The sequence below is a fragment of the Nocardioides sp. 503 genome (assembly GCF_004522095.1).
GTDB lineage: Bacteria > Actinomycetota > Actinomycetes > Propionibacteriales > Nocardioidaceae > Nocardioides.
This window is the reverse complement of the sequence record NZ_SPUI01000002.1, coordinates 353,133-372,863: the sequence shown is the minus strand read 5'-3', so window position 1 is coordinate 372,863 and position 19,731 is coordinate 353,133. Positions and strand designations below refer to the sequence as shown.

Annotated in this window: 23 protein-coding genes; 7 read left to right on the top strand and 16 right to left on the bottom strand. The window is 72.7% G+C overall.

All coding sequences use genetic code 11. The annotated features are described in order from the left end of the window. Positions 1–139: 139 nt before the first annotated feature. On the top strand, positions 140–373 hold the full coding sequence (locus E4622_RS02750; RefSeq protein WP_134738549.1) for a hypothetical protein: 234 nt from the start codon (positions 140–142) through the stop codon (positions 371–373). A gap of 4 nt (positions 374–377) precedes the next feature. Here E4622_RS02750 and E4622_RS02745 read toward each other — a convergent pair whose 3' ends face one another. From E4622_RS02745 to E4622_RS02735, 3 genes are read right to left on the bottom strand one after another with little or no spacing between them, the layout of a single operon-like run. After that, positions 378–707 carry a nucleoside triphosphate pyrophosphohydrolase family protein gene (locus tag E4622_RS02745; protein WP_134738548.1) on the bottom strand — a complete coding sequence of 110 codons (330 nt, stop codon included), beginning with the start codon at positions 705–707 and terminating at the stop codon, positions 378–380. Positions 708–722: 15 nt separating this feature from the next. Next, positions 723–1,337: a histidine phosphatase family protein gene (locus E4622_RS02740; RefSeq protein ID WP_209021757.1), complete on the bottom strand. Its 615-nt coding sequence runs from the start codon at positions 1,335–1,337 to the stop codon at positions 723–725. Between the two features lie 31 nt (positions 1,338–1,368). Then, positions 1,369–2,595 carry an HNH endonuclease signature motif containing protein gene (locus tag E4622_RS02735; RefSeq protein WP_134738546.1) on the bottom strand — a complete coding sequence of 409 codons (1,227 nt, stop codon included), beginning with the start codon at positions 2,593–2,595 and terminating at the stop codon, positions 1,369–1,371. A 761-nt stretch (positions 2,596–3,356) separates the two neighbouring features. Here E4622_RS02735 and E4622_RS02730 point away from each other — a divergent pair. Continuing rightward, complete coding sequence (locus tag E4622_RS02730) at positions 3,357–3,725, top strand: Rieske (2Fe-2S) protein (protein WP_134738545.1); 369 nt, start codon at positions 3,357–3,359, stop codon at positions 3,723–3,725. A gap of 24 nt (positions 3,726–3,749) precedes the next feature. Here the strand turns inward: E4622_RS02730 and E4622_RS02725 are convergent, their stop codons facing one another. Continuing rightward, the gene (locus E4622_RS02725; RefSeq protein WP_134738544.1) at positions 3,750–4,421 is read right to left on the bottom strand and encodes an alpha/beta hydrolase; all 672 of its coding nucleotides are present in this window, start codon (positions 4,419–4,421) and stop codon (positions 3,750–3,752) included. A gap of 87 nt (positions 4,422–4,508) precedes the next feature. On the opposite strand from E4622_RS02725, the gene E4622_RS22620 reads away from it, so the two are divergent. Continuing rightward, positions 4,509–4,652, top strand: coding sequence for a hypothetical protein (locus E4622_RS22620; RefSeq protein ID WP_167735955.1), 144 nt, complete (start codon positions 4,509–4,511; stop codon positions 4,650–4,652). A gap of 9 nt (positions 4,653–4,661) precedes the next feature. On the opposite strand, the gene E4622_RS02720 is transcribed toward E4622_RS22620, so the two are convergent. The 3 genes from E4622_RS02720 to E4622_RS02710 are packed head-to-tail and all read right to left on the bottom strand — an operon-like array spanning position 4,662 to position 7,154. Then, entirely contained in the window at positions 4,662–5,189 is a 528-nt protein-coding gene (locus E4622_RS02720) for a GNAT family N-acetyltransferase (protein ID WP_134738543.1), read from the bottom strand. Next, the gene (locus E4622_RS02715) at positions 5,183–6,577 is read right to left on the bottom strand and encodes an amidase (RefSeq protein ID WP_134738542.1); all 1,395 of its coding nucleotides are present in this window, start codon (positions 6,575–6,577) and stop codon (positions 5,183–5,185) included. The genes E4622_RS02720 and E4622_RS02715 overlap by 7 nt, the downstream gene beginning before the upstream one ends. Before the next feature lie 31 nt (positions 6,578–6,608). Then, positions 6,609–7,154 carry an NAD(P)H-dependent oxidoreductase gene (locus tag E4622_RS02710; RefSeq protein ID WP_134738541.1) on the bottom strand — a complete coding sequence of 182 codons (546 nt, stop codon included), beginning with the start codon at positions 7,152–7,154 and terminating at the stop codon, positions 6,609–6,611. 74 nt (positions 7,155–7,228) lie between these two features. On the opposite strand from E4622_RS02710, the gene E4622_RS02705 reads away from it, so the two are divergent. Further along, on the top strand, positions 7,229–7,843 hold the full coding sequence (locus E4622_RS02705; RefSeq protein WP_134738540.1) for a TetR/AcrR family transcriptional regulator: 615 nt from the start codon (positions 7,229–7,231) through the stop codon (positions 7,841–7,843). On the opposite strand, the gene cimA is transcribed toward E4622_RS02705, so the two are convergent. The 6 genes from cimA to E4622_RS02675 all read right to left on the bottom strand — a co-directional run bounded on the left by cimA (position 7,820) and on the right by E4622_RS02675 (position 15,320). Continuing rightward, positions 7,820–9,415 carry a citramalate synthase gene (cimA, locus tag E4622_RS02700; protein WP_134738539.1) on the bottom strand — a complete coding sequence of 532 codons (1,596 nt, stop codon included), beginning with the start codon at positions 9,413–9,415 and terminating at the stop codon, positions 7,820–7,822. The genes E4622_RS02705 and cimA overlap by 24 nt on opposite strands. A 169-nt stretch (positions 9,416–9,584) precedes the next feature. Then, a complete protein-coding gene (locus E4622_RS02695; protein WP_134738538.1) occupies positions 9,585–11,225 on the bottom strand; it encodes a serine/threonine-protein kinase in 1,641 nt (546 codons plus the stop codon). Positions 11,226–11,275: 50 nt separating this feature from the next. Further along, complete coding sequence (locus E4622_RS02690; protein ID WP_209021756.1) at positions 11,276–12,328, bottom strand: iron-siderophore ABC transporter substrate-binding protein; 1,053 nt, start codon at positions 12,326–12,328, stop codon at positions 11,276–11,278. A gap of 67 nt (positions 12,329–12,395) precedes the next feature. Continuing rightward, on the bottom strand, positions 12,396–13,205 hold the full coding sequence (locus tag E4622_RS02685; protein ID WP_134738537.1) for an ABC transporter ATP-binding protein: 810 nt from the start codon (positions 13,203–13,205) through the stop codon (positions 12,396–12,398). Positions 13,206–13,215: 10 nt separating this feature from the next. Further along, a complete protein-coding gene (locus E4622_RS02680; RefSeq protein WP_134738536.1) occupies positions 13,216–14,280 on the bottom strand; it encodes an iron ABC transporter permease in 1,065 nt (354 codons plus the stop codon). Then, positions 14,277–15,320 (bottom strand): iron ABC transporter permease, encoded by a 1,044-nt coding sequence (locus tag E4622_RS02675; protein ID WP_134738535.1) that lies wholly within the window; start codon positions 15,318–15,320, stop codon positions 14,277–14,279. Before E4622_RS02675 ends, E4622_RS02680 begins: the two co-directional genes overlap by 4 nt. Before the next feature lie 109 nt (positions 15,321–15,429). Between E4622_RS02675 and E4622_RS02670 the strand changes: the two genes are divergently transcribed. Together E4622_RS02670 and E4622_RS02665 are read left to right on the top strand one after the other, a co-directional pair. Further along, entirely contained in the window at positions 15,430–16,056 is a 627-nt protein-coding gene (locus E4622_RS02670; protein ID WP_134738534.1) for an SRPBCC family protein, read from the top strand. A 1-nt stretch (position 16,057) separates the two neighbouring features. Continuing rightward, a complete protein-coding gene (locus tag E4622_RS02665) occupies positions 16,058–16,381 on the top strand; it encodes a metalloregulator ArsR/SmtB family transcription factor (RefSeq protein WP_134738533.1) in 324 nt (107 codons plus the stop codon). Here E4622_RS02665 and E4622_RS02660 read toward each other — a convergent pair. The 3 genes from E4622_RS02660 to E4622_RS23300 all read right to left on the bottom strand — a co-directional run bounded on the left by E4622_RS02660 (position 16,378) and on the right by E4622_RS23300 (position 18,782). Further along, entirely contained in the window at positions 16,378–17,451 is a 1,074-nt protein-coding gene (locus E4622_RS02660; RefSeq protein ID WP_134738532.1) for a branched-chain amino acid aminotransferase, read from the bottom strand. The two genes, E4622_RS02665 and E4622_RS02660, sit on opposite strands and share 4 nt — an antisense overlap. A gap of 117 nt (positions 17,452–17,568) precedes the next feature. Next, the gene (locus E4622_RS02655) at positions 17,569–18,645 is read right to left on the bottom strand and encodes a 3-isopropylmalate dehydrogenase (RefSeq protein WP_134738531.1); all 1,077 of its coding nucleotides are present in this window, start codon (positions 18,643–18,645) and stop codon (positions 17,569–17,571) included. 11 nt (positions 18,646–18,656) lie between these two features. Then, positions 18,657–18,782 carry a hypothetical protein gene (locus E4622_RS23300; RefSeq protein ID WP_280633737.1) on the bottom strand — a complete coding sequence of 42 codons (126 nt, stop codon included), beginning with the start codon at positions 18,780–18,782 and terminating at the stop codon, positions 18,657–18,659. 376 nt (positions 18,783–19,158) lie between these two features. Between E4622_RS23300 and E4622_RS02650 the strand changes: the two genes are divergently transcribed. Further along, entirely contained in the window at positions 19,159–19,725 is a 567-nt protein-coding gene (locus E4622_RS02650) for a class I SAM-dependent methyltransferase (RefSeq protein WP_134738530.1), read from the top strand. The last annotated feature ends 6 nt before the right edge of the window (positions 19,726–19,731 follow it).

Below are 19,731 nucleotides of genomic sequence, written 5' to 3'. Positions count from 1 at the left end.
CTTGCTCTTCCAGCGTGAGCGACGGGCGGTGCGGGCCCGGATCCGCGGCTTCGAACGCCACCGGTTCATGACGGTCCGTCTCGACGTGCGTGGGACGCGGGGGCCGGATCACTTCCAGGCGCTGGGATGCCGGGGTGTCGTGGACGCCGGTCGGGGTGCGGACCTCGTCGAGGCGTTCAACGACGGCGATGCTGGCTGTGGCTACCTCGGTGAGGAGAACGAGCTGGTCATCAAGGGCGGCCGGGGTGACGACAGGTTCCGTGGCGGATGGATGCCCGACATCCTGCTCGGCGGGCGCGGCGACGACGTGGCCGTCGGAGGGCGCGGTGAGGACCGGTGCGTCGCCGAGAGGACCTTCCGCTGCGAGCAGTGAGACGTCAGCGGTTGTCCCCCGAGCCACCGAGGACCGCGCGCCGCTGCCGGTCCGCCAGCTTGTCGACGTTGCGCTGGGCGACGTCGTTCAGCGAGAGGTCGAGGAAGTTGGCCAGGACGGCGGCGTACCAGAGGACGTCGCCGAGCTCGGCGGCCATGTCGTCGCGATCCAGGTGGGCCAGGTCGCTGTTCTTGTCGCGCACCAGCTTCTTGACCTTCTCGGCGACCTCGCCCGCTTCACCCACCAGGCCCAGCACCAGGTGCATGAACTCGTCGGGAGCATCCTTGTCGCGGGCCGTGCGCATCGCCGCGCGCTGGTAGTCGTCGAGGTCCATGGCGGCACGCTAGCGTCACAGCCGCAGGTGCTCCGGGAAGCCCGTCCACCGCAGGTCTTCGGGCAGGTGCGACATGTCGTTGAACACCGCGACAGCCGGCGGTCGGTCGCTGGAGCAGCGGATCACCGTCAACGCCGCGTGGCAGCTGTCGATCCCCACCCATCGCCACGGCGGTGCATCGTGGAACTCGCGAACGAGCCACCCGATGGTGAACGCGTGCGTCACCACGAGCTGGTGGCTGTCCCCCTCCGTCTGCTGCGGCACGGTCAGCAGCCGGACGGCCTCCGCGGCGTGCTTCGCTCCCTGGGTGGCCTGCTCCGGAGTCACGTCGGCGAGGAAGGCCATGACGCCTGGTCGGTACGTCGGGTCCACCTCGTCCGGTGACGGTAGGTGCGGCACGTAGTCTCCAGCAGCCTCAAGCTCGACCAGAGGCGCCTGGTGGTCGAGCTGGCCGGCGACCAAGGTCGCTGTGGCGCGCGCTCTGGGCAGGGGTCCGTGCAGCACCGAGCAGAACGGCACGTACGACAGGCGCCGCCCGAGCGCGATCGCCTGCGCGACGCCCCGCTCCGTCAGGTTGTCGTCATCGTCCGGCTCAGCGTGCCTCGCCAGGTACAGGTGTCGCACGGCCATGCGTCGCATCCAACCATCAGCCGCGTGCTCCTCACTCCCGCCTGTGGAAGGAGACCTTGCCGCCCGGGTGATGGGTCATGACGTAGCCGGGGTGGTGGGCGAGCGGGTGGTGGCCGGTGCAGAGCAGCCCGCCGCGCTCGACGGAGGTGTGGCCGCCTTGGGACCAGGGGTCTAGGTGGTGAGCGTGACACCACGCTGAGGGCCTGTCGCAGCCCAGGGCGATGCAGCCGCCGTCGCGGACGGCCATCGCGATCCTCTGGGCCTTGGTGTGGAACCGCATCCTGCGGCCGACGTCGAGGACCTGGGACTTCCCACCCAGGACGACGGGGATGACACCGGCCTCGCAGGCCATCCGCCGGGCGAGTCCGGGGCTGATCGGGGTGCCGGTGTCCAGATGCGCCGCCTTCAACCCACCCATGAGCGTCTCCAGGGTCATGGTGACCACGACGGTGGTGTCCATCCCGCCCGCCTGCGGCAGCTTCTTGGTGGGGAATCGGTCGATGTACTCGATGAACGCCAGCCCCAGGCCGTGCGGGGTGGAGCCTTCGCCGCCGGCTTTGGGTGCGGCGAGGGCGTTGAGTGGTTTGCGGAGCTTGTCTGCCTGATGGGTCGGGATCGAGAACCGGCCGTGGGTGGTGCCGTGGCCGTCGTCGTGCATCGTGAACCTGGCCTTGGCCAGGGCTTTGCGCTCCTGGGCCTCGAGCTGACGGGCCGTCTCTGCCTCCCCGACCTCGGGGGCCACGACCTCCAGGGCGTGCAGGCCTAGGACCCGTAGCCGCTTGGCGTCGAAGTGAGCCGCCTCCGCGAGGAGGTGCTCACGCGCCTGCGTCTTGACCTCGGCTACGACGTCGTCGGGCAGGGCGTCCACTGCCTCGACGATCACCTTCGCCTGGTCGGCGAGTACGTCACCGTGAGCAAGTGCGCGCTCGACAGACGCATGAGCCTCGATCGCCTTCGCGAGCTTCATCTTCGACGCGGCGTCGCGTTGGGTCAGGTGGGTCTGGTGGGCCCAGTAGACCGCCGTCGACGTCGCGCCTTCGGAGGTGCCCACCTCGCAGCGATCGGCGTGAGCGGCCAGGCGGAGCTCGAGCTCATCTGCCTGGGCGTTGAGGCGGGTCGTCTCGACGAGAGTGTCGGCGGCCTCCTCGGGGGTCATGGACCACAGTGGGGTCTCGTTGAGCTCGGCGAGCTCGGCTCGCAGGCGCGCCACCTTCTGGACCACGGGGTGGCTCGGCGGGTGGGTGGCGCGGCTGCTCATGATGCCTACTCAAGCAGCCGCCACCGACAGTGAAGGGCCGAAAAGACCGGTTATCCACAGGGTGTGGAGGGTAAGTGGCCTTCATTCTCAGATTTTACTTTCAGCCCTCTGGGTGGGGTGGGTTCGAGGCTCGCTGCGCTCGCACCTCAACCACCGGAAGCCGGCAGCGGCGCGCCACCACCGGCTGCCTCGTCTCCGTAGCTGCCAACCACCGCGACGACCGCGGCGCCGCACGGGACCACCGATTCACGCGAGGAGGTGACCAGAGGTGCGGGGGTCTCGACGGGCGCTCGTCGCTGGCGCTCCTCGCTGCTCGACCACCGGCACGTGGTTTCGAGGCTCGCTGCGCTCGCACCTCAACCACCGGAGGCCGGCAGCGGCGCACCACCACCGGCTGCCTCGTCCCCGTAGCTGCCAACCACCGCGACGACCGCGGCGCCGTACGGCGCCACCGATTCACCACAGGAGGTGACCAGAGGTGCGGGGGTCTCGACGTTCGCTCGTCGCTGGCGCTCCTCGCTGCTCAACCACCGGCACGTGGTTTCGAGGCTCGCTGCGCTCGCACCTCAACCGCCGGAAGCCGGCAGCGGCGCGCCACCACCGCCTGCCTCGTCCCCGTAGCTGCCAAGCACGGCGACCACCGCGGCGCCGCACGCGACCACCGATTCACGCGAGGAGGTGACCAGAGGTGCAGGGGTCGGTCCCACCGATCACCCTCTAGGACGTAGGCGGAGGCCCGGGAGAGCGCGCAGAGTGGGGGCATGACGAAGACACCGCCGAGCGTGCCCGCCGATGAGCTGACCCCGGGTCAGGTGCGCCGGGCTGGGGCATGGGCGGTGGGCAACCGGGAGGGCGAGCTGTTCGCGGTCTCGCGCCGTTGCCGCCACCAGCTCGGAGACCTGTCCCAGGGCAGCATCGACGCCGACGGGTGCCTGGTCTGTCCGTGGCACCAGGCGCGCTACGACGTCGGCACCGGCAAGATGGTCGAGGGTCCGAAGGGGTTCCTGGGCTACCACGGCCGCACGCCCCGCTACGCCGAGCTCGTGCGCGGCTACAGCCAGGTGCTCAGGTTGCGCGTCGCGCACGCCCTGCGTCGCGGCGCCGAGATCATCGTCGACCGCCGAGACTGACCCGCCTCCAGCGGCTCTGAAGGCTCACCCCTCTGTGGGGAGTCCGAGCGCCGCACCCACCTCGGCGGCCAGGACGTCCGGGTGGGTCAGCGGCACCATGTGTGCGCCCACGCCCAGCTCGATCACCGTCCGGCCGGGACCGCCGTCCGCCAAGGCCCGGAGCCAGTCGCTGCGAGCGATGCGGTCATGGACCCCACGGACCAGGACCACCGGACATCCGACCTGCGACAGGGTCGCGGCGATGTCGTCACGGCGTGAGCGGTCCATGGTGCGCAGCATGGACCTGAGCGTGGTGCGCCGGTACTGCCGCAGCAACAACGGCAGCTGCCGCGGATCCTCGTGACCGACCGTCCGACACCACGCCCCCATCAGCGCGGGCCACGAGCCGGCACGAGGGTCGGTCGTCGGCGCGACCAGCGCCAGGCCGGTCACGAGGTCCGGCCTCAGCCGCGCTGCGTGCGCCACGACCTGACAGCTCGACGAGTGACCGAGCAGCGTCGTCGGTCCTCGCAGCACCCCGCACAGCTGTGCCGCGATGTCCACGGGAGTCCACGGTGCGGCGCGGGCGAGCGGGACGCCGTACCCCGGCAGCAGCCGCACGTCGCCGTCGCCACGCCCCCAGAGGGACAGCGTCGGTCGCCAGGCCTCGGCGCCCAGGCCCAGACCGGGGACGGCTACCAGGCTCGGGACGTGCATCGGGAGTCCGATCGGTCGTGAGTCATGCGCTGGCCGGGCATTCGCTCGGGTACCCGCGGAAGGGGGTCCGTACTAGCGTGGGCCCTCGTGAGCATCGAGGTGCTGCCGGCGACGTCGAAGCGTTTCGACGACGTAGCGGTCACGGTGGGACCCACGAAGCCGACGTCGTCGGTGTGCTGGCGCCTTCGCCATCGGCTGGCTGATGCGGCTCCCCGGTCCTGCCTGAGCTGACGATCTGAGCTACCAGACGTCGCCGTCGCGCCAGTCGCAGGTGAGGACGTCGTCGAGGTCGAGGTCCGTGCCGCCCAGGACGAATACCGAGCCGTCGTCGTCGGGGGTCGCCACCACGCCCGATGGCGACAGGACCGAGGTCGGGCCGCGCCACCGCTGCCAGCCACGGCTCTCGTAGAGCGCGACGCCCTGCTCGGAGGACGACAGCGCCAGCACGTCGTACGCCGGTGCCAGCGACTCCAGCGCGGTCATGACCCGGTCGGCGTGACCACGCCGTCGGCGGTCGGGTCGTACGGCGACGCCCTCGACGTAGCCGGTGCGCAGCGAGCGGCCGGCGTGCAGCAGGCGGCGCATCACGAGCGCTCCGTGGGCGACCGCGACTCCGTCCTCGACGACGAGGGCGTGCTGCCCGCCGAGCGCGTGACCCCAGTCGTGGTCGGTGAAGTCGCCGAAGGCCTCGTCCATCAGGCCACGGACGGCGCCGAGCTCCTCCGGCGTCATCTCGGCGGTGTGGCACATGACCAGCTGAGTCACCATCGCGGTGGCCTCCTCTCCGACCACGGTGCCGCCGTCTCGACCTGGGCCGCCAGCGAGAGCAGCAGCTCCTCCTCGGCGGGGCGCGCCGCCAGCATGACACCGACCGGGAGCCCGTCCGCGGTCCAGTGGAGCGGCAGGGAGACCGCCGGCATGCCGGTCACGTTCCACGCCGAGGTGTACGGCGTGAAGGCCTTCTGCGCCGCGAAGTCGGCGGCCGGGTCGGCGTCGTCGCGCAGCGCACCGACCGGCTGAGGCGGCAGGGCGAGCGTCGGCGTCAGCACCGCGTCGTACGGCGAGAGCGCGCGCAGGGCGTCGGCGGCGTAGCGGCGCATCGCCCCGATGGCGAGACCGAGCTCCGGCGCGCTCACGGCCCGCCCCTGCTCGGCCAGCCAGCGGGTGAGCGGGCGGAGCAGGTGCTCGCGCTCGGGCGGCACGACCGTCAGGGCGGTGAGCACGGCCCAGCACGTCTCGAACACGGGCACCGCCTCGTGCGGCATCGGCACGGGCACGTCGACGACCTCGTGACCGAGCGACTCCAGCAGCCGCGACGCGTCCTCGTAGGCGGTCACACAAGCCGGGTCCACCGGGACGTCGGCGATGACCGGCGTGACGAACCGGGCGACGCGCAGCCGCCCGGGCTCGCGGTCGCAGGCGGAGAGGAAGGTCGAGGTCGGCGCCGGCGCCCAGAAGGGGTCGCCCTCGCGGCGACCCGCCATCACGTCCAGCAGCGCGGCCGCGTCGCGCACCGTGCGCGCGATCGAGCCCGCGGTGCCGAGGCCGACCGGGTCGCCGTACACGGGGAAGCCGGAGATCCGACCCCGCGACGGCTTGAGGCCCACCAGGCCGCAGCAGGAGGCAGGGATCCGGATGGAGCCGCCGCCGTCGGAGCCCTGCGCCACCGGCACCAGCCCGGCGGCCACGGCCGCCGCGGCCCCGCCCGACGAGCCGCCCGCCATGCGGGTGCGGTCCCACGGCGTCACCGCGGGCGGCCGACCGTCGGGCTCGGTGTAGCAGGGCGAGCCGAACTCCGGGGTGCTCGTCTTGCCGAGGCTCACCATCCCGGCGTCCTCCAGGGACAGCGTCACCCCGTCGGAGACGTCGGGCACGAAGTCGTCGAACGCCGCCGACCCGAAGGTCGTCCGCACTCCCGCGGTGAGGTTGAGGTCCTTGATGGCGGTCGGCACCCCGTGCAGCGGGCCACCCGACCCACCAGCCAGCGAGTCCGCCCGCTCCCGCGCGAGGTCGGGGGTGAGCGTGACGAACGCGCCGACGTCGTCGAGACGTGCGGCGCGTTCGAGGTAGTGGTCGGTCAGCTCGCGGGGCGAGACCGCGCCCGAGCGCACGAGCGCGCCCTGCTCGAGGGCGGTCAGGTCGTGCAGCTCGGTCACGGGTCGAACCTAGCGACCCCGCGGTCGGGCGTCAGGCGGCCGGCGCCTCGAAGGTCGCGAGCGAGTCGACGACGGCCTGCAGGCGCTCGAGGATGTCGGCGTCCTCGAGCACGTCGACGTCGATGGCCGACTGCGAGTGCACGGCGCCGTCGACGACGACCGCACCGGCCACGCCGAAGGAGCGCACGGCGTCCTCGTGGGCCCACTTGCCGCCGTAGGGCGTGGGCGTGGCGCCCACGACGCCGAAGGGCTTGCCGGACAGGGCGGCCGCACCGTAGGGGCGCGAGAGCCAGTCGATGGCGTTGTTGAGGACGGCCGGCATGGTGCCGTTGTACTCCGGCGTGACGGCCAGGACGGCGTCCGCGCCGGCGACGAGCTCGCGCAGGGCGGCGGCGACGGCCGGGGTCTCGGTGGCGTCGACGTCCTCGTTGTAGAACGGCAGGTCGGCCAGGCCCTCGGCGATCTCGACGGTCACGCCCTCGGGCGCGCGGTCGCGCAGCGCCTCGGCGATGCGGCGGTTCAGGGAGTCGGCGCGGAGGCTGCCGACGAGGGCGACGATGCGAGTGGTGGAGGTCATGGCAGGCTAAACGGACCGCAGTCCGCTTTCTATTCCCGGCGGCCGGACTTTCTTCGAGCCCTACTGTTGCGGGCATGGACGGGCTGCGCATGTTGCCGCTGCTCGACGGGGGGCCCGTCGAGCGCAGCGACGCCGCGCGCAACCGCGAGGCGCTGCTCGCCGCCGCCGAGGAGCTCGTCCACGAGCGCTGCGGCGTGCAGGGCGTGACCATGGACGCGGTGGCCGCGCGCGCCGGCGTGGGCAAGGGGACGGTCTACCGCCGGTTCGAGAGTCGCGAGGGCCTCATGGCCGCGCTCCTCAACCGCTCCGAGACCGCCTGGCAGCAGTCGGTGCTCTCCGGTCCCCCGCCGCTGGGCCCGGGCGCCCCTCCCCTGGAGCGGCTGCTCGCGTTCGGGCACTCGCGCATGGAGACCAACCTGCTGCACGGCGACCTGATCCAGGCGGCCGGCCAGTCCGGCTCCCGGGCCTACGCCGCGGTGTCGTTCGTGGCGATGCACGTGCGCTACCTGCTCACCGAGCTCGGCGTGCGCGGCGACGTGCCGATCCTCGCCACGGCCCTGCTGGCCCCGCTCGAGATCGTGATCCTGCAGCAGCAGACCCACATCGAGCAGGTACCGCTGGAGCGGATCCGGCGCGGCTGGGACGACCTCGTGCGGCGCGTGGTCTCAGTCGACGTGGTGGCGCCGTAGCCCGTAGGTCAGCCCGTCCACGAGCGCACCCCACGAGGCCTCGATGACGTTGTGGCCCACCCCGACGGTGACCCACGAGGAGCCGCCGTCGGTCGTCTCGATGAGCACCCGGGTGATCGCGTCGGTGCCGTGGCCCTGGTCGAGGATGCGGACCTTGTAGTCGATCAGCTCGAACTTCGCGACCTCGGGGAAGGCCTGCACGATCGCCGAGCGCAGCGCCGAGTCGAGCGCGTTGACGGGGCCGTTGCCCTCGCCGGTCACGACGTAGCGCACGTCGGCCGCCTTGAGCTTGACGGTGGCCTCGGAGACCGCCTCCTCCCCCGTCTGCGCGTGGGTGAGCGTCTCGGTGATGACCCGCCACGACTCGACCTCGAAGTACGACGGGCGCGCGCCCTCGACCTCCTCCAGCAGCAGCAGCTCGAAGGAGGCGTCGGCCGCCTCGAAGGTGTAGCCGCGCTGCTCCAGCTCCTTGACCCGCGAGGTCACCCGCCCGACCAGCTCGCGGTCGCCCGACAGGTCGAAGCCGAGCTCCTTGCCCTTGAGCTCGATCGAGGCGCGACCGGCCATGTCGGAGATGAGCAGCCGCATGTCGTTGCCGACGCCCACGGGGTCCATGTGCTGGTAGAGGTTGGGGTCGACCTTGATCGCGCTGGCGTGCAGGCCGGCCTTGTGCGCGAACGCCGACGTGCCGACGTACGGCTGGCGCGAGGCCGGCGGGAAGTTCGTCACCTCCGCGACGGCGTGGGCGATCCGGGTCGACTCCGCGAGCAGCCCCTGCGGCAGGACGGTGCGGTCCAGCTTGAGCTCGAGGTTGGCGACGACGGAGATCAGGTCGGCGTTGCCGGTGCGCTCGCCGTAGCCGTTGATGCAGCCCTGCACGTGGGTGGCGCCGGCGTCGACGGCCGCGAGCGAGTTGGCGATCGCGCAGCCGGTGTCGTTGTGGGCGTGGATGCCGACGCGCACGCCGGTCGACTCGATGACGTCGTGGACCGTGTCGGACACCCAGCTCGGCAGCATGCCGCCGTTGGTGTCGCAGAGCGCGACCACCTCGGCGCCGGCCTCGTAGGCCGTGCGCAGCACCTCGAGGGCGTAGTCGCGGTTGGCGCGGTAGCCGTCGAAGAAGTGCTCGGCGTCCAGGAAGACCTGCTGGCCCTCGGCCCGCAGGTGGCTGACCGTGTCGCGCACCATCGCGAGGTTCTCCTCCAGCGTGGTGCGCAGGGCCAGCTCGACGTGCCGGTCGTGGGACTTGGCGACCAGGGTGACCACGCCCGCGCCGCTGTCGCGCAGGGCCGCCACCTGCGGGTCGTCGGCCGCGCGCACGCCCGCCTTGCGGGTCGCGCCGAACGCCGCCAGGGTGGCGTGCCGCAGGTCGAGCTCCTGCGCGGCCCGGCGGAAGAACTCGGTGTCCTTGGGGTTGGCGCCCGGCCAGCCGCCCTCGATGTAGCCCACGCCGAGCCCGTCGATCTGCCGCGCGATGCTGAGCTTGTCGGCGACCGAGAGGTTGAGCCCCTCCTGCTGCGCGCCGTCGCGCAGGGTGGTGTCGTAGACGTGGAAGGCGCCGTGCAGGTCCATCGGAGTCACTCTCGGGTCGGGTCCAGGGCACAAAAAAACCTCTCGGAGTACGAGAGGCGGCGCATCGGGCAGGGGTGCTCGATGCGCTAGGAAATGATGATGCGGTGCTGCATGGCACCCATCGTGCCATGCGGGCCGTGCCGTGGACAGCGATCTCGCGATGCGAGCCTCAGCGCGGGCCCAGGTCGGCGAAGGGCCGCTCGTCGCCGGGCGCCCAGGTGGTGCCGACGTCCGCGGCGCGCACGACGAGCACGGCGGCGATCACCAGCAGCACCGCCACGCCCGCGGCCCACGGGCCGTGGCTGCGCGACAGCGGGTGCACCACGCGACGCAACGGCGAGCGCAGCCGGCTGCCGCCCGGGCCCGACCACAGCGCCACGGCCAGCACGACCCCGCTCGCGAAGAGCGTCGTCCCCACGCCGGCCGCGACGGCGTAGCAGACGAGGGCGGCCGAGACCGCGAGCCCGGCGCTCCACAGCAGCAGCATCAGGGTGCCCCCGACCGACTGCACGAGGTGCCAGGGAGCGCCGACGAGCACCTGCGCGCCGTCGTACCACTTGCGGCCGCGGCGCAGCCGACGGTCGCCTGCGGCGCTCGCGGCGAGCGAGCCGCTGCGCAGCAGCCACACCAGCAGGCACACCAGCCCGGCGACCACCCACGGGGCCACCATCAGACCGCCCCCGAGCGCGAGCGCGCCACTGGTGAGCAGCACCGCCCGGCGTACCTTCTCGCCCCACGGCACCGGAGGCGCCGGCGGCGGCACAGGGTCCTCCCAGTCCTGCGCCCACGGGTGGTGCGGGGGCGGCTCGACGCGCGTGACCTCGGTGAGCATCCGGGTGGGCGGCGGCGCCAGCTCGCGCTCGACCGCGGTCGGGGCCTCGGCGGCCTGGGCTCCCGCGAGCGCGAGGGGGATCGTGAAGATGTCCTCGGAGCCCGTGGGCACCGGGGGTACGGCGGTGTGGGGGCGCGTGGTCTGCGGGCGCAGCCACGCGAGGATCGCCTCGAGGCTGGGCCGCCGGTCGGGCTCGGGGTCCAGGGCGGCCTCGACGAGCTGGCGCAGCGCGTAGGGCAGGCCGGTCAGGTCGTGCTCGCCGCGGCGGACGCGGTCCATGATCGCCATGCTGGGCCCGCGGCCGAAGGGCGGGTTGCCGGTGCCGGCGTAGGCGACCGTGGCGGCCCACGAGTGGACGTCGGAGGCGGCGGTCGCGTCGTCGCCGTAGAGGATCTCGGGCGCGAGGTAGCCGGGGGTGCCCAGCAGCCAGCCGGTGTGGGTGAGCTTGGGGTCGTCGGCGACGCGGGCCAGGCCGAAGTCGATGAGGATCGGGGTGCGGCCCTCCATCAGGACGTTGGAGGGCTTGATGTCGCGGTGCAGCACGCCGACGTCGTGCACGGAGGCCAGCCCCTCGGCCAGGCACCCCGCGAACCAGATCAGGTTGGGCCCCTCGATGGCGCCCTCCTCCACGACGTAGTCGTGCAGGGACAGCCCGGGCACGTAGCGCGTGGCGACGTAGGGCACCGCGGCCCACGGGTCGGCGTCGACGATCTCGGCGACCCACCGGCTGCGGATGCGGCGCAGCGAGTTGACCTCGCGCGCGAAGCGGGCGCGGGCCTCGTCGTCGCCGACGATGTGGGGCCGCAGCATCTTGAGCGCGACCCGCGGCCCGATCTCGCCGGGGCCGGCCTCCTTGCGCGCCAGGTGGACCACGCCCATGCCGCCCTCGCCGATCTTGGAGAGCAGCGTGTAGGGGCCGACCCGGTCCCGCGCGGGCGCGCCGGCCCGCGGCAGCGGGGTCACCGGCAGCTCGGACACAGGGACGAATCTACCCGGGCCGAGCGGCTCCCCGCCGCCGCGACAGGCCGCTACCCGGCCGCCTCGACTGCGGGGACGAGCGCCTCGACGAACGCGTCCAGGCCCCAGGTGAGGGACAGCGCGGTCGGCGGCGACACCGAGGAGACCTCGGCCTCACCGACGACGGTGGCGACGCGGTCGTCCTGGAACTGCGACATCGCCTGGTACGTCGGGTCGTCGGCGATCGTCTTGGCGGCGTCCTCGTCGGGCACGTAGGACAGCAGCACGTCGGAGGTCAGCTCGTCGACCACCTCGGGGCTGATCGTGTAGTAGAACGTCGTCTCCTCGGTGTCGAGCTCGCCGACGCTGGGCGCCAGCGTGAACCCGAGGTCCTCGAGGAACTGCACGCGCGGGTCCGCGCCGCGGTAGACGTAGAAGGCGCTCGGGTCGATGGCGACCGCCGCGATCGTCTTGCCCTCGAACTCCGGGTGCGCCTTCGCCGCGGCGGCGACCTCGCCGTCGATGTCCTCGAGCAGCTGGTCGGCGGCGTCCGCCTCGCCGAGCACCTGGCCGACGGTGGTGACGACGTCGCGCCACGGGGTCGCCCACGGCTCGTCGGGGTAGGCCACGGTGGGCGCGATCTTCGTGAGCTTCTCGTAGTCGGCCTCGGTGATGCCGGAGTAGTTGGCCAGGATCACGTCGGGGTCGGCCGCGAGGATCTCCTCGAACGGCGGCGACTCGCCGGGGGTCAGCGTGGTCGGCTTGTCGTCGCCGGACTCCTCGAACGCCTCCTCCTGCCACGGCATGAAGCCGTCCTTCGAGGCGCCGTAGGTGAGCCCCTCCATGGCGACGGGTGTGACCCCGAGCGCGATCGCGGCGTCCGGCGAGCCCCATCCCCAGGTCACGACGCGCTCCGGCTTCTCCTCGATCTCGGTGGTGCCGAGCGCGTGCTCGATCGTGACGGGCTCGAAGGCCTCCCCGGAGTGCGCGCTGTCGTCGTCGTTGCCGTCCTCGCTCTCGGAGCCGCAGGCGGCCAGCGGCAGGGCCAGCAGCACGGCGGCCAGCGGCGCGACGGCGCGCGCGAGGGATCGGCGGGGGCGGTGCGGGAGACGGCTCGGGGACACGTCACTCCTCGGGGTACGGACCGGTCGGTCGACTAGTTAGGCGAGCCTCACCTTATAACGATCGCCGTCACGCCGGGGCGGTGGTCCGCCGTACGGGAAGGTGCCGTCCGATCGGCACGACCATGGGGCAGCCGGCGACCGGGTCCGGCAGCACCTGCGACTCCAGGCCGAAGGCCTCGCGGACGCAGGCCGCGTCGAGCACGTCCTCGGGCGCCCCGCAGCGCAGGATCCGCCCCTCCTTCATCACCACCAGCTGGTGGGCGTAGCGGGCGGCGAGGTTGAGGTCGTGCAGCACCATCACGACCGTGGTCCCCCGCTCGGCGTTGAGCTCGGCGAGGAGGTCCAGGACCTCGACCTGGTGGGCGATGTCGAGGTACGTCGTCGGCTCGTCGAGCAGCATGGTGGCGGGGTCCTGCGCCAGCATCATCGCGATCCAGACCCGCTGCCGCTGGCCGCCGGACAGCTCGTCGACCCGGCGCCCGGCCAGCTCGTGGGTGTCGGTGAGCGCCAGTGCCTGCGCGACGGCCTCGGCGTCGTCGCCGCTCCAGCGCCGGAAGGCGCCCTGGTGGGGGTGCCGTCCGCGGCCGACGAGGTCGGCGACGGTGATGCCGTGGGGCGCCGTGGGCTGCTGCGGCAGCAGGCCGAGCCGGGTCGCGACGTCGCGCGGGCGCAGCCGGCGCAGGTCGGTGCCGTCGAGCTCCACGCGGCCCTGCGTGGGGCGCATGATCCGGCCCAGGCCGCGCAGCAGCGTGGACTTGCCGCAGCCGTTGGCGCCGACGATCACGGTGACCTCACCGGCGGGCACGGCGAAGTCCACGCCGTGCACGACCGTGCGGCGGTCGTAGGCGAGGTGGACGTCGTGGGCGACGAGGCTCATGGCAGCTCCTTCACGAGGTGCGCGTGCGTCCGGCCGCCATCAGCCAGATCAGGTAGGGCCCGCCGATGGCGCCGGTGACGACGCCGACGGGCACGGAGAACTCGACGGGCAGCAGGCTGGGCAGGACGTGCTGGGCGACGAGGTCGGCCCCGGTGACGAGCACGACCCCGACCAGCGCGGACTGCACGAGGGCCAGCGAGCCGTCGCCGAGCAGCCGGCGGGCCACGGGGGCCGCGATGAGGGCCACGAAGGCGACCGGACCGGCGGCGGCCGTGGCGGCGCACGCGAGCGCGACGCCGAGGGCGATGACCAGCCCCCGGGTGACCTCCGGGCGCAGCCCGAGGCCGGCCGCCTGCTCGTCGCCGAGCAGCAGCAGGTCCAGGCCGCGGGCGACGAGGAGGACCGGCGGGAGCAGGACGGCCACCAGGACGGCGAGGATCGTGACCATGGCCCAGTCGGCCTGCGCGACGCTGCCGGTCATCCAGAGCAGCGCTGCTTGCGCCTCCTGGACCTCGCTGCGGGTGAGCAGGTAGCCCACGACGCTGGTGCAGACGTAGGCCACGCCGATGCCCGACAGCACGAAGCGGTGGCCGGTCATGCCACCGCGCCACGCCACGGCGTAGAGCAGCAGCCCGACGGCGGCGCCACCCGCGAAAGCCGCGACCGAGACCCAGAATCCGGTCACCCCGCCCAGCAGCAGCGCCCCGACGGCGCCGGCGCTCGCGCCCTGGGACACCCCGATCACGTCGGGGCTGGCCAGCGGGTTGCGCAGCACGCTCTGGAAGAGCGCGCCGGCCAGGCCGAAGGCGACGCCGACGAGCACGCCGAGCGCGACCCGGGGCAGCCGGAAGTCGAAGACCACGATCTGCGCCGGGCCGTCGTCGAGCCCGAGCAGGGCGCGGACCACCTCGCGGGCCGTGAGCGGGTAGTCGCCGAGCATGAGCGCCGCGACGCAGAGGGCAACCGCCGCGAGGAGGAGGCCGAGCGTGACCAGGGACCGGCGCGTGCGGCGACGCAGACGGGTGGACCGCAGGCCTTCGCCGGCGACGGCGTGGGCGGCCAGGACGGCGCTCACGCGGCGACGCTCCGCGAGCCGCGCACCAGGCCGAGCAGCACCGGGGCGCCGATGACCGCGACGACCAGGCCGGCCTCGAGCTCGCCGGCCACCACCAGGCGACCGACGACGTCGGCGGCGAGCAGGAGCAGCGGGCCGATGAGGACCGACAGCACGACGATCCACCGGTAGTCGGGCCCGACCAGGGCGCGCGCCACGTGGGGCACGACCAGCCCGACGAACGCGATCGGCCCCACGAGCGAGACCGCCGATCCGCAGAGCAGCACGACGGCGAGCACGACGAGCAGCCGGCCGCGCGTGACGTCCTGACCGAGGCCGCGCGCCACGTCGTCCCCGAGCGCCAGCGCGTTGAGCACCCGGCCGGCGGCCAGGGCGAGCAGCAGGCCCACGACCACGAACGGCAGCACCGAGGTCAGCGAGTCCGCCGACCGGTTGGCCAGCGACCCGACCTGCCAGAACCGGAACTCCCGGAGCGTGTTGCGGTCGGTGAGCAGCACGACGGTGATCAGGGAGGTCGTCGTCGCGGTCACCGCGGCGCCGACGAGCGCCAGCTTGACCGGCGTGACGCCCTCCCAGCCCATCGACGCGGCGCCGTAGACGACGACGGCTGCGATCGCCGCGCCGAGAAAGGCGAACCAGACGTAGCCGTCGACCGAGGTCACGTGGAAGCCGGCGATCGCGACGATGACCGCGAGCGAGGCGCCGGAGTTGAGGCCGAGCAGGCCGGGGTCGGCGATCGGGTTGCGAGTGACGCCCTGCATCAGGGCGCCTGCCACGCCGAGCGCCGCACCGCCGACCAGGCCGATCAGGGTCCGCGGCACCCGCTCGGTGCGCACCACCGCGTGGTCGTTGTCGCCCGTGACCGGGGACAGCAGTGCGTCGAGCACGTCGGAGGCGGACACGTCGCGCACGCCCCACATCAGGCTGGCCAGGGAGACCAGGAGCAGCAGAACGAGCAGCGCGACGACGGCCACGACACCCCGGCGGGCCGTGCGCGGGCGGCTCTCGACGGGCGGGCGCGACGGGGCGAGCACGGACATGCTCACCCTCCCGACCTGGTCCGACGACGACTTAGGCAAGGGTAACCTCTGTTCACTCGCAGCCGGGGACACTCTTGCCATATCAGCAGGTCTTGATATGTTGGCGCCCATGACGTTCTCCCCCGCCGACCACCTGGGCGCCGTCGACCGCGCCCTCACCACGATCACCCGCGACGGCCAGGAGCTGCGGCTGCTCACGGTGAGCCGCACCTTCGACGCCGCTCCCGACGAGGTGTGGGACGCCCTCACCACCGCCGAGCGCATCGAGCGCTGGATGATGCCTGTCACCGGTGACCTCGAGGTCGGCGGCCGCTTCCAGCTGGAGGGCAACGCCGGCGGCGAGGTGCTCGACTGCGTCCCGCCCGAGCGGCTGGCCCTGACCTGGGAGTACGGCGGTCAGGTGAGCTGGGTCGACGTCAGCCTGCGCCCCACCGAGGCCGGGACGCTCCTCCAGCTCGACCACTCCGCCCCGGTGCCGCCGGAGATGTGGGAGCAGTTCGGCCCCGGTGCGGTCGGCATCGGCTGGGAGCTGGGCCTCATGGGCATGGCCGAGCACCTGGCCGCCCCCGACGCCGAGCGTCCGCCCCGCGAGACCGTGCCCGACCTGACCGACTACATGCACGCCTCCAGCGCGGCCTGGGGCGAGGTCGACATCAGTGCCGGCGCCGAGCCCGAGGCCGCCCGCGCGGCTGCCCGCCGTACGGCCGAGGCCTACACCGCGACGCCGGAGGGCTGACGTGCACGCCCTCGACGTGCTGGGCGACCCGGTCCGCCGCCGGATCCTCGAGCTCCTGGCCGAGGGCGAGCAGCCGGCCGGCGCCGTCGTCGAGGTGATCTCCGCGGAGTTCGGCATCGGCCAGCCGGCGGTCTCGATGCAGCTCAAGGTGCTGCGCGAGGCCGGCTTCACCGACGTGCGGGCCGAGGGCCGGCGCCGGATCTACGCCGTCGCCGCCGGGCCGCTCGCCGAGGTCGACGCCTGGCTCACGCCGTTCCGCGCCTTCTGGGAGCAGCGCCTCGACGCGCTCGACACCGAGCTCCACCGCGGCAGGAGGGCGCGCTAGACGATGCGGTGCATCCAGCCGAACGCGTCCTCGGCGCGGCCGTACTGCACGTCGACGAGCGCCTGGCGCACGCGCATCGTGAGGTCCGTGCTGGCGGGTGCCGGCACCTCTCCCCCGTCCCACTTCAGCGAGCCGACCGGGGTGACGACCGCGGCGGTGCCGCAGGCGAAGACCTCGGTGATGCGGCCGCTGGTCACCCCGTCGCGCCACTCGTCGATGGAGAAGCGGCGCTCCTCGACCTGGTGACCCAGCTTGCCGGCGAGCTCGATGATGCTGGCGCGGGTGATGCCCTCGAGGATGGTGCCGGTCTCGGGGGTCACGATCCGGCCGTCGTCGTGGACGAAGTAGAGGTTCATGCCGCCGAGCTCCTCGACGTACTTCCCCTCCTGTGCGTCGAGGAACACGACCTGGTCGCAGCCCTGCGCGGTGGCCTCCTGCTGCGCGACCAGCGAGCTGGCGTAGTTGCCGCCGGTCTTGGCCGCACCCATGCCGCCGCGGCCGGCGCGGGTGTAGTCCTCGGTCAGCCACAGGGTCACCGGCTTGACGCCGCCCTTGAAGTAGGCGCCGGCCGGGCTCGCGATCACCATGAAGGTGACGTGCTGCGCGGGGCGCACGCCGAGGAAGACCTCGGAGGCGAACATGAACGGGCGCAGGTAGAGGCTCTTCTCCCCCGCCGGGTCGGGCACCCAGCGCTGGTCGATCTCGACGAGCGCGTCGACGGCCTGCACGAACTCGGCGACGGGCAGCTCGGGGAAGGCCAGGCGCTGGCTGGAGCGCACCATCCGTGCGGCGTTCTCCTCAGGACGGAAGGTCCACACCGAGCCGTCGTCGTGGCGGTAGGCCTTCATGCCCTCGAAGGTCTCCTGGGCGTAGTGCAGGACCGCCGTCGCGGGGTCCATCGCCAGGGGGCCGTAGGGCTCGATCCTCGCGTCGTGCCACCCGGCGTCGGGGGTCCACTCGACCAGGAACATGTGGTCGGTGAAGTGGACCCCGAAGCCGGGGTTGGCGAGGATCTCGGCGAGGCGGGCGTCGTCGACGGGGGCCGCGTTGGCGGTGGTGCTGATCTGCATGGACGTCACGGTATCGGACCCTCCGGGTCGGGAGATGTGTGGGAAATGACGAACGCCGGGCACGTGTCCCGTGCCCGGCGCCGACGTCGTGGTGCTGCGTCGTGGTGCTGCCGGGGCTCAGCCGCCTACTCGCGACGCGATGGCGTCGCCGATCTCGGAGGTACGGCGGACGGCGGCGGGCGTGCGGTCGGCCAGGTCGGCGATGACCGCCGTCTCGACCACGGCCGCGGCATCGGTGTGCCCGAGGTGGTCGAGCAGCAGCGACACCGACAGGATCGCGGCCGTCGGGTCGGCCTTCTGCTGGCCCGCGATGTCGGGCGCGGAGCCGTGGACCGGCTCGAACATCGACGGCGCGGTGCGGTCGGGGTTGACGTTGCCGGAGGCGGCCAGGCCGATGCCACCGGTGATGGCGGCGGCCAGGTCGGTGATGATGTCGCCGAAGAGGTTGTCGGTGACGATCACGTCGAAGCGGGACGGGTCGGTCGTCATGAAGATCATGGCGGCGTCGACGTGCATGTAGTCGACGGTGACGTCGGGGAAGTCGCGGGCGACCTCCTGGGTCAGTCGCCACCACACGGCGCCGGCGTTGACGAGCACGTTGGTCTTGTGGACCAGCGTCAGCTTCTTGCGCGGGCGGCGCTGGGCGCGGTGGAAGGCGTCGCGCACGACGCGCTCGACGCCGAACGCGGTGTTGACCGAGACCTCGGTGGCGATCTCGTGCGGCGTACCGACGCGCAGGGCGCCGCCGTTGCCCGTGTAGGGACCCTCGGTGCCCTCGCGGACCACGACGAAGTCGACGTCGCCCGGGCTGGCGAGGGGTGAGGCCACGCCCGGGAAGATGCGCGAGGGACGCAGGTTGACGTAGTGGTCGAGCTCGAAGCGCAGGCGCAGCAGCAGCCCGCGCTCGAGGATGCCCGGCGGCAGGTTCGGGTCGTTGGGCTTGCCGCCCACCGCGCCGAGCAGGATGGCGTCGTGCTGGCGGATCTCGCCGAGCACCGAGTCGGGCAGCACCTCGCCGGTCGCGAGGTAGCGCTCCGCGCCGAGGTCGTAGCGGGTCGGCTCGAACTTCACGCCGGCGGGCGCGGCCACCTCGAGGACCTTGAGGGCCTCGGCGGTGACCTCCTGGCCGATCCCGTCGCCGGGGATGACGGCGAGCTTGAGCGTGCCGGACGAGGTCGAGTCAGTGGTGGTCATGGGCGCAGACGTTAGTTGTCGTCGGGGCGCTGGCCGCCGTTGTCTCGCAGGTCAAGCGAGGCCTGGACGGCCTCGTGGCTGCGCGGGTTCTCGGGGTGGTGCTGGGCCGGGCCCCACTCGGGGTACATGTCGTACATGGCGCTGCTCCTGGTTGGTTGGTGCCGGACGGAGGGAGGACGAGGGATGGTGCGTCGTCTGCGCTCCGCCGCAGGAGAGGCGGGACCCACGGATCACGTGGGAGGAGCTGACCGAGCAGGATGCGGATCGCGCGAGGGCTGATCGGGATCCTGCGGCGGAGCGAGAGACGAGGTAAGAGACCGCACACCGCTGATCACCGCGGCGAGGTGGCCTCTGTGAGCAGTGATTACTGCTGGGCCTCGCCGCGGCGCACGATAAGTACGAGAACGCTCCGCATGATGTGGCCACGCTAGGGCGCGGACCTCGCCGCCGCCACCGCATCCAGCAAACTGGTCACATGCCGAGACGGCCGTCCCATGATGAAAGACTCGGGACATGAGCGCCCCACCTGACCTCCCCGACGTGGTGAACCGCGCCTTCGCCGTCTCCCGCAAGGCCGGCTACGTGTCGTTCTGCCGCAACGAGACCGGTCGCCTGCTGGCCATGCTGGCCGCCACCCGCACCGGCACGATGGCGGAGTTCGGGACCGGCTGCGGCGTCGGCACCGCCTGGCTGCGCTCCGGCGTCCGCGGTGACGCGCGCATCGTCACCGCCGAGCTGAACGCCAAGCTGGCCACCGCGGCCGCCGAGATCTTCGTCGACGACCCGCAGGTCGAGGTCCTCGCCGCCGACTGGTCCACCCTGCTCGACAAGGGCCCCTTCTCGCTGCTCTTCCTCGACTCCGGCCAGCCCACCGAGGTGGGCGTCGACGCCGTCGCCGACCTCGTCGAGGACGGCGGCATCGTGGTCCTCGACGACTTCACCCCCTGCGAGATGTGGCCGCCGATCACCGACGGTCGCGTCGACACCCTCCGCGAGCGGTGGCTCACCGACGAGCGCTTCACGACCGTCGAGATCATGGTCGCCCGCGATGCCAGCACGATCGTCGCCACGAAGAGGTAGCGGCGC

Excerpts from the sequence above, each read along its gene's own strand:
- E4622_RS02725 (WP_134738544.1), bottom strand. The coding sequence starts at position 4,421 with ATGCACGTCCCGAGCCTGGTAGCCGTCCCCGGTCTGGGCCTGGGCGCC.
- E4622_RS02675 (WP_134738535.1), bottom strand. The coding sequence starts at position 15,320 with ATGTCCGTGCTCGCCCCGTCGCGCCCGCCCGTCGAGAGCCGCCCGCGC.
- E4622_RS02670 (WP_134738534.1), top strand. The coding sequence starts at position 15,430 with ATGACGTTCTCCCCCGCCGACCACCTGGGCGCCGTCGACCGCGCCCTC.
- E4622_RS02745 (WP_134738548.1), bottom strand. The coding sequence starts at position 707 with ATGGACCTCGACGACTACCAGCGCGCGGCGATGCGCACGGCCCGCGAC.
- E4622_RS02650 (WP_134738530.1), top strand. The coding sequence starts at position 19,159 with ATGAGCGCCCCACCTGACCTCCCCGACGTGGTGAACCGCGCCTTCGCC.
- E4622_RS02660 (WP_134738532.1), bottom strand. The coding sequence starts at position 17,451 with ATGCAGATCAGCACCACCGCCAACGCGGCCCCCGTCGACGACGCCCGC.
- E4622_RS02655 (WP_134738531.1), bottom strand. The coding sequence starts at position 18,645 with ATGACCACCACTGACTCGACCTCGTCCGGCACGCTCAAGCTCGCCGTC.
- E4622_RS02720 (WP_134738543.1), bottom strand. The coding sequence starts at position 5,189 with ATGGTGACTCAGCTGGTCATGTGCCACACCGCCGAGATGACGCCGGAG.
- E4622_RS02705 (WP_134738540.1), top strand. The coding sequence starts at position 7,229 with ATGGACGGGCTGCGCATGTTGCCGCTGCTCGACGGGGGGCCCGTCGAG.
- E4622_RS02740 (WP_209021757.1), bottom strand. The coding sequence starts at position 1,337 with ATGGCCGTGCGACACCTGTACCTGGCGAGGCACGCTGAGCCGGACGAT.
- cimA (WP_134738539.1), bottom strand. The coding sequence starts at position 9,415 with ATGGACCTGCACGGCGCCTTCCACGTCTACGACACCACCCTGCGCGAC.
- E4622_RS23300 (WP_280633737.1), bottom strand. The coding sequence starts at position 18,782 with ATGTACGACATGTACCCCGAGTGGGGCCCGGCCCAGCACCACCCCGAG.
- E4622_RS02710 (WP_134738541.1), bottom strand. The coding sequence starts at position 7,154 with ATGACCTCCACCACTCGCATCGTCGCCCTCGTCGGCAGCCTCCGCGCC.
- E4622_RS02730 (WP_134738545.1), top strand. The coding sequence starts at position 3,357 with ATGACGAAGACACCGCCGAGCGTGCCCGCCGATGAGCTGACCCCGGGT.
- E4622_RS02685 (WP_134738537.1), bottom strand. The coding sequence starts at position 13,205 with ATGAGCCTCGTCGCCCACGACGTCCACCTCGCCTACGACCGCCGCACG.
- E4622_RS02735 (WP_134738546.1), bottom strand. The coding sequence starts at position 2,595 with ATGAGCAGCCGCGCCACCCACCCGCCGAGCCACCCCGTGGTCCAGAAG.